Here is an 8,120-nt window from a genome sequence, read left to right as displayed (position 1 = left end):
GCCAAGGCCAACAACGGCATCATGGCCCTCTTTGGCGAAAAATACGGCGACCTCGTCCGCGTCGTGCAGATCGGCGGCCAGCCGCACAAGCTCGATGGTTGGAGCATGGAACTCTGCGGCGGCACCCACACCCGCCACACCGGTGAAATCGGCCTCTTCCGCCTCGTCGGCGAAGGCGCCGTCGCCGCCGGCGTGCGCCGCATCGAAGCCATCGCCGGACTCGAAGCCTACAACGCCGCCAAAGCCGATGCCGATTTGCTGAAGCTCCTCGCTGGCAAAGTCAGCGCCCAAGGCGCCGCCGACCTCGAGAAGAAGCTCGACCAGCTCCTCACGCAGCAAAAAGAGCTCGAAAAAGCCCTCAAAGCCGCCCAGCAGCGCGAAGCCAGCGGCAAAGCCAAGGACCTCCTCGCCACCGCCGAAAACAACATCATCATCGCCAACCTCGGCGAGGTGGATGCCGACTACGCGATGGCGCTCAACGACGCGCTCAAAGGCCAGTTCGGCGGCATCATCGTCCTCGCCGCCACCGGCGGCGGCAGCGTGACCTTGATGGCCAACGTCGGCAAAGAGCACCAGTCCAAGGTGCAGGCCGGCAAGATCATCCAGGCCATCGCGCCGATCGTCGGCGGCAAAGGCGGCGGTAAGCCGGATTTCGCCCGCGGCGGCGGCAAGGATGTGTCGAAGGTCGAAGCAGCGCTGGCCGAAGCGCGGAAGATCGTGGCCTGAGTATTCAAGCTGCGATCCGACGCCGCTTGGAAAGGCTGCTACACTTTGCCCTGACACACCATGCGCCGCCTCGACCAACTGCTCTCCTCGCTCGGCTACTGTTCACGCCGGGAGGCGATGGCGTTTGTCAAAGAAGGCCGCGTGAAGCTCGACGGTGTGGTGGTGAAGCGTTCGGACCAGCGGGTGGATGCGACGTTGATCACAGTCGATGACGAACCGCTCGAAGCACCGAACGGCCTGCTCGCCATGCTGCACAAGCCGGTGGGCTATGCCTGCACGCACAGCGCGGACGAAGGGCCCAACATTTACGAGCTCCTGCCTTCGCACTGGCCGGAACGCAATCCTGCGGTGACGAGCGTGGGACGCCTCGACAAGGACACGAGCGGTCTGCTGCTGGTTACGGACGTCGGCAGCCTCGTGCATCGCTTCACTTCGCCGAAGGCTGACATCGAAAAGACCTATGTGGTGGAGGTGGATCGCGATCTCGATTCCGCACTCATCGAGATCTTTGGCAAAGGCGATCTCATGCTTCGCAGCGAGGACAAGCCCTGTCTGCCTGCCAAGCTGGAGATTGTTTCCGAAAAGACGGCGCGCCTCACGATCACCGAAGGTCGCTATCATCAGGTGCGCCGCATGTTTGCGAGCCAGGGCTGGCATGTGGAGAAGCTGCATCGCGAACGGTTTGGCGAATACGAACTTGGCGATCTGGGGGAAGGGGAGTGGCGGATGCTTTCGTTGGAACAAATGCCGAAGTGAGGACGTTCACGGCAGCCATGAAAAAGCTGCTCACTTTTTTCGCACTGGTTCTGACATCGACCGTGCTGGCGGACCGGCCGAACATCCTGCTCGTGCTTGATGATGATCTTGGCTACGGCGATCTCGGCTGCTACGGGGCAAAGGATGTGCAGACACCGAACGTGGACAAGTTTGCAGCGGAAGGACTGCGCTTCAATTCATGCTATGCAGGACATCCCAACTGCTCGCCTTCGCGCACGGCGATCATGACGGGACGCACACCAACGCGTGTGGGCGTGCGTGACTGGATTCCTGAAGATTCGCCGGTGCATGTTCGGCGCAGCGAGATCACCATCGCCAAACTGCTGCAGTCGTCCGGTTATGCGACCTGTCACGTGGGCAAATGGCACATGAACGGAGAGTTCAACCAGCCGACACAGCCGCAGCCGAACGATCATGGATTTGATCATTGGTTCTCGACGCAGAACAACGCGTATCCCAACCATCACAACCCGGACAACTTCGTGCGCAACGGCACGGAGGTCGGCAAGCTCGAAGGTTACGCCGCGCATCTGGTGGTCGATGAAGCGCTGAAGTGGCTGGATGCGCGGGACAAGAGCAAACCGTTCTTCGCCTACGTCTGTCTGCATGAGCCGCACGAACCGATCGCCTCCGATGCGAAGTACACCGCACTTTATCCTTCGGATGATCCGAGCTACAGCGCGCACCATGGCAACATCTCGCAGATGGACGACGCGTTTGGCCGATTGATGAAGAAGCTCGATGACGACGGCCTGCGTGAGAACACGCTCGTGCTTTTCACGAGTGACAACGGTCCAGCGATCACCTCGCAGCATCCGCATGGATCGTCAGGTCCGCTGCGCGACAAAAAAGGCAGCGTCTGGGAAGGCGGCATCCGCATTCCCGGCATCCTGCGCTGGCCCGGCAAAACAAAACCCGGCACCGTGAGCGACGAGCCGATCAGCGGTGTGGATTTTCTGCCGACGATGTGCGCCGTGACCGGGCTGCAAGCACCGCAGGACCGGGTGATCGATGGTGCCAGCTGGCTGCCCGTGCTCGAAGGCGGCAAGGTGGAACGCAAGACGCCGCTCTACTGGCACTTCAACCGTGCAACCGGCGGTCCCAAGGTCGCGATGCGTGTCGGCGACTGGAAAATCCTCGCCTCACTCGACAAACCGCCGGCGGACCACAGCAACGACATCACGGAACAGTCGGAGCGCGATTTCAAGGAGGCCAAACTGAAGGATTTCATGCTCTTCAACCTCGGCAAAGACATCGGGGAGAAAAACGATCTCGCCGCGGCCGAACCCGCCAAGCTGGCGGAATTAAAGACACTCCTCGAGGCCAAGTATGACGATGTGCAGAACGAATCCCCGATGTGGCCCGCGTGGAAATTCACCGGCGCTGAAGGGAAAAAGATCGAGTGGCCGGACTACGTGAAGAACAAAAAAGCAGCGCCCAAGAAGAAGCCTTGAGCGCTGCCTGGCAAAAGCTCGAAGCCGTTTGCGGATCAATGATGGTGACCACCACTATGATGACCGCCGGAGAAACCTCCGCCGGAGAAGCCGCCAGAACTGTGATGGCCACCAAAGGAGGAGCCACCGCCAAAGGACGAACCGCCGAAGCTACGATGGCCGAACGAGGAGCTGCCACCAAAGCTGGGGCTGTAGGACGAATGACGGGCGTGGGTCAGCAACGGCGTTGAACAGCCACCCCTGTTGTAGCCAAAGCCGCCGAATGAAGAATAGGGCCGTGAGTAATTGCTGTAACCATAGTAGGGTCGGGAGTACCCCAGACCAAAGCTGCTGTATGAAAACAGCGGACGTGAATAGTAGCTGCTTCCGTAGTAGCCGCTCCGGTAGTAGGAGGGCGAGTTATAGCCGTAGCCATAACCGGGGTAGCCGTAGATGTCACATGAGGTGAGCGAACACGCGGCGAGCAGGGACGCGCCGAGGAGGAAAAGTTTCGTTTTCATATCAACCTATTCGACGCCGGGTAAGTGAAACTATTCAGGAATGACTTCACATTCCTGAACCAGACTGAGACCGACGGTTGAACGCCGCCTGCAATAATGGATGATGGCGGCCCAGCCACGCCACTTCCCATGTCCGCCGAATCCGTCACCCCCGCCCTTTTGTTTACCCTCACCGCCGAGGAAGCGCGCGTGATGGGGTGTCTGATCGAAAAGGAGATCACGCTGCCGGACTACTACCCCATGACGCTGAACGCGCTGGTGACGGCCTGCAACCAGACGACGAACCGAGACCCCATCGTGCGCTATGATGAACGCACTGTGCTGCGCGCCCTGGAGTCGATGAAGTCTCATGGCTACGTCTTCGAAGTATCCATCGTGGGAGGCCGCACGCTGAAATACCGGCACAACCTGAAGAGCAGGCTCCCCGGTCTGGAGCGTCCCCACATCTCGCTGCTGTGCATGCTGCTGCTGCGCGGGTCACAGACGGCAGGCGAGCTCCGTCAGCGCACGGAACGCCTCTTTGAATTTCCGGACATGGAAAGCGTGGAAAGCACGCTGGCCGAGCTGATCGGCTACAAGGAAGGCCCGCTCGTCCAGTGCATCCCCGCCGGTCCTGGCCAGCGCGTGGCGCAGGTCATGCATCTGTTCTGCGGCGAAGTGAGCGGACCGCCCGCAGCAGCGCCCGTCACGCCAGCTCCCGCAGTTTCTACCGCCGATGATTCATCCGACGCCGACTGGCGCGCCCGGATGGAAGCCGAAATCACCCTGCTCAAAGCGCAGGTCTCACGCCTGCAGACGCTGATCGGAGCGGTGAAGTGACCGCGTTCGCTACTCCAACCGCTTCAGGCTTCCGATGCGATACGCACCGCCGAGCAGGCGCATGTTGTCGCGTTCGGCATTGAAGGTGTCGAGGTAGAGAATGTGAGGAAACTCGTCGAGCTCGATGACATGCACGGTTTCCTTGGCGCTTTTGAAAGCCTCGGCCAGATCATTGAGGTCACTGATGGCCTTTCCGTTGACTTTGGTGACCACCTGACCGCCGAGCTTGTCATAACCCTGCGCGCTGGGTGTGGGCAGCACGAGACTGAGAAACACCAGCTTCTTGCGACCCTCCTCTTCAAACTTGTCCGGGTGCGCGGCAATGCGGGCAAGACGCAGAATGGCGCCGCCGCGCCGCTCGTCGCCAAAGGCGTCGAGATACGGATGCGAGAGCTCTTGGAACAACAAGCCCCCCATCAGCACGTAGCGCGGACCTTTGTCGAAAAGATACGGCAGCACCAGATAGTCATCGGGTTTGCGGCGGGTGAGCTCTCCCTTGAGCACGACTTCCTTGCCTTCGCGAATGACCTTGATGTCGACCTTGTCACCCACATAGGCGCGACCGCGCACGAGGTGGCTCGAACTGAGAGCGCCGTACTGCGGATCTTTGTAATCTCCGCGTGAGTCGATGGAGAACCCGTCGATTGCGGTGAGGATGTCGCCCTTCTTCATGCCGGCCTTGTCGGCGGAACCGCCCTTCATGACTGCAGTGATCAGAACCCCGGGCTCGTCGGGCTTGAGTCCGAGGTAATCACGAAACTGCTCGTCCTGTGTGAGTTGAAGCTCCATACCGAGGCTCGGAAAGCCTTCGTAGTTGCCGTCGGCCACATCTTTGAGGAAGTGCTCAATGATCGGCGCGGGCAGGATCGTGGTGACCTGGTTTTTCGAATCGTAGCTCAGCAGCAGCCCGGCGAGTTTTTCACCCTTCACCACCGGCAGCGTGAAGCTGTTGGCCTCGCTGCGGATGATGCCGTTCGCTTCATAGACGAGGAAACCGGAACCCTCGACGTTGTAGCGGCGCGTGAGCACCTTGCCAATGGTCAGCGGGCTTTTGATGAGCTCGCCCACACGTCCCGTCTGCAGGATGGCCACGGAATCACCGATGCGTGCGCTGGTATCCACGGCCATCGGTTTCAGACCGGCAAAGAACGCCTTCTGTTTGTCCGAGGGCGGCGATTCGAGCAGCGCAAGGTTCGCCTCATAATCAACTGCCACCACCTTGGCGGGAATCTTCTGGCCCTTCTCCGGCAACTCCAGCTCGATGTAGGTGGCGTCTGCCGCCATCTGGCCGGTGACCAGCACACGATTGCCCGCCAGCACCACGCCGAGACCGCGCCGGCCCGAGGGGGATTCCTTCTGCCAGGGCAGGTGCAGGTTGTAGGACTGCGAGGTGGCGTTCACCTTCACCAGCGACCTGCTTTGCACCACCTGCTGTGGCACGGATTCTTCTTGGGCAGCCGCAGCCACGCGTTTCTTCGGTGCAGATTCAGATGCGGGCGTCTGCGCGGGCAGCGAGGCGGTGCCAAGTGCTAGGAAGAGGAGAGTTTGGGAAAGCTTCATGGAATCGTCAGGGCGAAAGAGTTCAGAGTCAGATCTCGAGGCTATTCGTCACCGAGGTAGGCGTCTTCCTGGATGTTGTAGGTCTGCATGATGCGCTTGTGGGCGGCCTCGACGAGCTCGCGCTTGAGCACGAGCGGACGGTTTTTCTCCAGCAGCAGAATCTCGATGAACGGCTTGTCCTTCTTCTCCAGCGCCGTCTGCACATCCTTGAGGGTCTTGATCTTCACGCCGTTGATCTCATCGACAATGCTGTGTGCATAAGGCGTGAGCCAGGTGTTCACCTCGTCCGGCAGCACCGTCGTAAGCACCACCGGTTCGGGGCGCTCGACGTAGAGCTTGTCGGTGAGGAAGTTGTCGAAGACGTAGTTCACCGTGCTGTCGCGCATCTGATGAGCGTCCATCAGGTTGCGGTCCAGCGGCTGAAACACGAGTCCGGCGTGCACGATGTAGCGCGGGCGCTGATTGTACTGCGCCCCAAGGCGGACATAAGGATCAAAGCGTTTCAGAGTCACCGTGGCCTCCGCCTTCTTGCCATCGCGCTGGTAGGCCAGCTTGATTTTGTCGCCCGCGAACTTGCGCTCGACGATTTCGTTCATGTCCACCAGTTCGCCTTCGTAACGGACGAGGCCGTTGTTGTACACCGGGTTGTCGTCGATGCTCAGAATGACATCGCCAATCTTCAGCACGTCCGCCACGCTGCCCTGCGGCTCCACATCGCCCACCATCACGCCTACGCCGCCGCCGTTGAGGCCGAGCGCCTTGGCCTGCGCAGGGTTTTCGATCGGGAAGTCACTCGCGGCGAGATCCACGTAGTGATCGTAGCGCCCGTCTTCGATGTCCTTGAGGAAGCGTTTGATCACCGGCACCGGAATCATGTAGCCGACGTTTTGCGCCACACGACCGCTGAAGCCCTGAAAAGCAACACCGACGACTTTGCCTTCCTGCATCACCGGACCGCCGGAGTTGCCGGGATTGATCGCCGCATCGACCTGAATGGCGAGATGTGAATCGACGCTCGTGTGGCTGTAGGGCCGGAAGTCGATGCGCGAAACAACGCCGCGCGTCACGGAGATGCGGTCGCCGCCGATGGGATAACCAATCGCGATCACCTCCGTGTTGAGCTGGGGAGTGCCGCCGAAATCAAGCGGCTTGAGCCTTTCAAAGTGGCTGCCGTCCTCGGCTTCGATCAGAGCCAGGTCACAATCATGCGCGATGTGAACGATCTTTGCAGGATGCGGCTCCGGATCGTTCGTGGTGCGGATCAGGATGCGCGTGGCGTTGCTGACAACGTGTGCATTCGTCAGAAAGCGGTTTTTGCCGATCAAAAACCCGGTGCCGCTGCCACCGCTGGGCTGGCCGGCATTCCATGGCTCCCGGTAATCAGGAAACAGCACCGAAACGTCGATGTTCACGATGCCTTCCCATGCTCCTGACGCCACATCGATGGGCTGGGTCGCCGGAGGCGGTGCCGCCGCGGGTTGCGCGCTGGCGGCTGTGAGTAGCAGGGCGGAGGCGGCGAGTGGCAGAAGCGGTCGGAAGTTCATGCAGGTGACGTGAAGCCACAAACATACGCGGCCCGCCGCTTCTAACACAAGTTTGCTGATGAAATAATCGTCATCTCGAACCGCGATCACTTCTTCCCGGCTTTCGCCTTCGCCTCAGCCGCCTTCTTCCGGGCCTCCATGAGCTTCTTCAAATCTTCCGCACGCTTCGCATTCTGCGCTTCGGCGCTGTTCGGATTCGACGGATCGGTGATCATCGGGAAGTCGTCGGTGCGGAAGGGGGTGACAGGCAGACCTTCGACGGAATAGACGTTGCAGACGGGATTGTCTGCCCAGGCGTAACGGACGGCAACCGGCTTCGGCACGTTTGGGCTGCTGACCTCGATCTGGTTCGTGCCTTTCTTCGAGCCGCCGATGATGCTGGCCTTCGCCCACACCCACTTGTGATCGTCGCCGCAAATCGCAAAGCCTTTGGCGTCATCCACATCGACGGTGCGCAGGCCGTTCGGAGCAAAATCGAAAGTGAGCAACGCTTTGCCGCCGTCGAACTTCGCGTCCTTGAGCTCAGGACTGCGATAAACAAGCTTCTGACCGTAGTCGTTGACCAAGGCCCAGCGCGCAAGGCGCTCGGCCACATCGCGCTTGTTCTTCGGATGAATGTCATTCGCTTCACCGAGGTCGGTGATGACGCACTGGCCGGTGTGCGGCAGCTTTTTCATCGTGAGCGTCTGCGCTTCACGCAGCTCGGCCCAGTCGCTGTCGCCGGGTTCGGTCTGGTAGGG

7 protein-coding genes and 1 pseudogene are annotated in these 8,120 nt (G+C 60.4%); 4 read left to right on the top strand and 4 right to left on the bottom strand.

Annotation, left to right across the window (positions count from 1 at the left end; all coding sequences use genetic code 11):
• The 3 genes from KDL09_RS20415 to KDL09_RS20405 all read left to right on the top strand — a co-directional run.
• On the top strand, positions 1-726 hold a 726-nt coding region (locus KDL09_RS20415; RefSeq protein WP_294389250.1), incomplete at its 5' end, for a DHHA1 domain-containing protein.
• Between the two features lie 60 nt (positions 727-786).
• Positions 787-1,482, top strand: a complete 696-nt coding sequence (locus tag KDL09_RS20410; protein ID WP_294389248.1) for a pseudouridine synthase — start codon at positions 787-789, stop codon at positions 1,480-1,482.
• Positions 1,483-1,499: 17 nt separating this feature from the next.
• On the top strand, positions 1,500-2,957 hold the full coding sequence (locus KDL09_RS20405) for a sulfatase (protein WP_294389247.1): 1,458 nt from the start codon (positions 1,500-1,502) through the stop codon (positions 2,955-2,957).
• A gap of 35 nt (positions 2,958-2,992) precedes the next feature.
• Here KDL09_RS20405 and KDL09_RS20400 read toward each other — a convergent pair whose 3' ends face one another.
• Entirely contained in the window at positions 2,993-3,457 is a 465-nt protein-coding gene (locus KDL09_RS20400; protein WP_294389245.1) for a hypothetical protein, read from the bottom strand.
• 129 nt (positions 3,458-3,586) lie between these two features.
• On the opposite strand from KDL09_RS20400, the gene KDL09_RS20395 reads away from it, so the two are divergent.
• Positions 3,587-4,276 carry a YceH family protein gene (locus KDL09_RS20395; RefSeq protein WP_294389244.1) on the top strand — a complete coding sequence of 230 codons (690 nt, stop codon included), beginning with the start codon at positions 3,587-3,589 and terminating at the stop codon, positions 4,274-4,276.
• Positions 4,277-4,285: 9 nt separating this feature from the next.
• Here KDL09_RS20395 and KDL09_RS20390 read toward each other — a convergent pair whose 3' ends face one another.
• The 3 genes and pseudogenes from KDL09_RS20390 to KDL09_RS20380 form a co-directional block, all read right to left on the bottom strand.
• Entirely contained in the window at positions 4,286-5,836 is a 1,551-nt protein-coding gene (locus tag KDL09_RS20390) for a PDZ domain-containing protein (protein WP_294389242.1), read from the bottom strand.
• Between the two features lie 41 nt (positions 5,837-5,877).
• Complete coding sequence (locus tag KDL09_RS20385; RefSeq protein WP_294389240.1) at positions 5,878-7,380, bottom strand: S1C family serine protease; 1,503 nt, start codon at positions 7,378-7,380, stop codon at positions 5,878-5,880.
• 86 nt (positions 7,381-7,466) lie between these two features.
• Positions 7,467-8,120 (bottom strand): annotated as a pseudogene (locus tag KDL09_RS20380) (hypothetical protein); the annotation flags it as partial.

The organism is Prosthecobacter sp., from assembly GCF_020439865.1.
In the GTDB taxonomy this organism is placed as follows: domain Bacteria; phylum Verrucomicrobiota; class Verrucomicrobiia; order Verrucomicrobiales; family Verrucomicrobiaceae; genus Prosthecobacter.
This window is presented reverse-complemented; position numbering and strand designations above follow the sequence as displayed.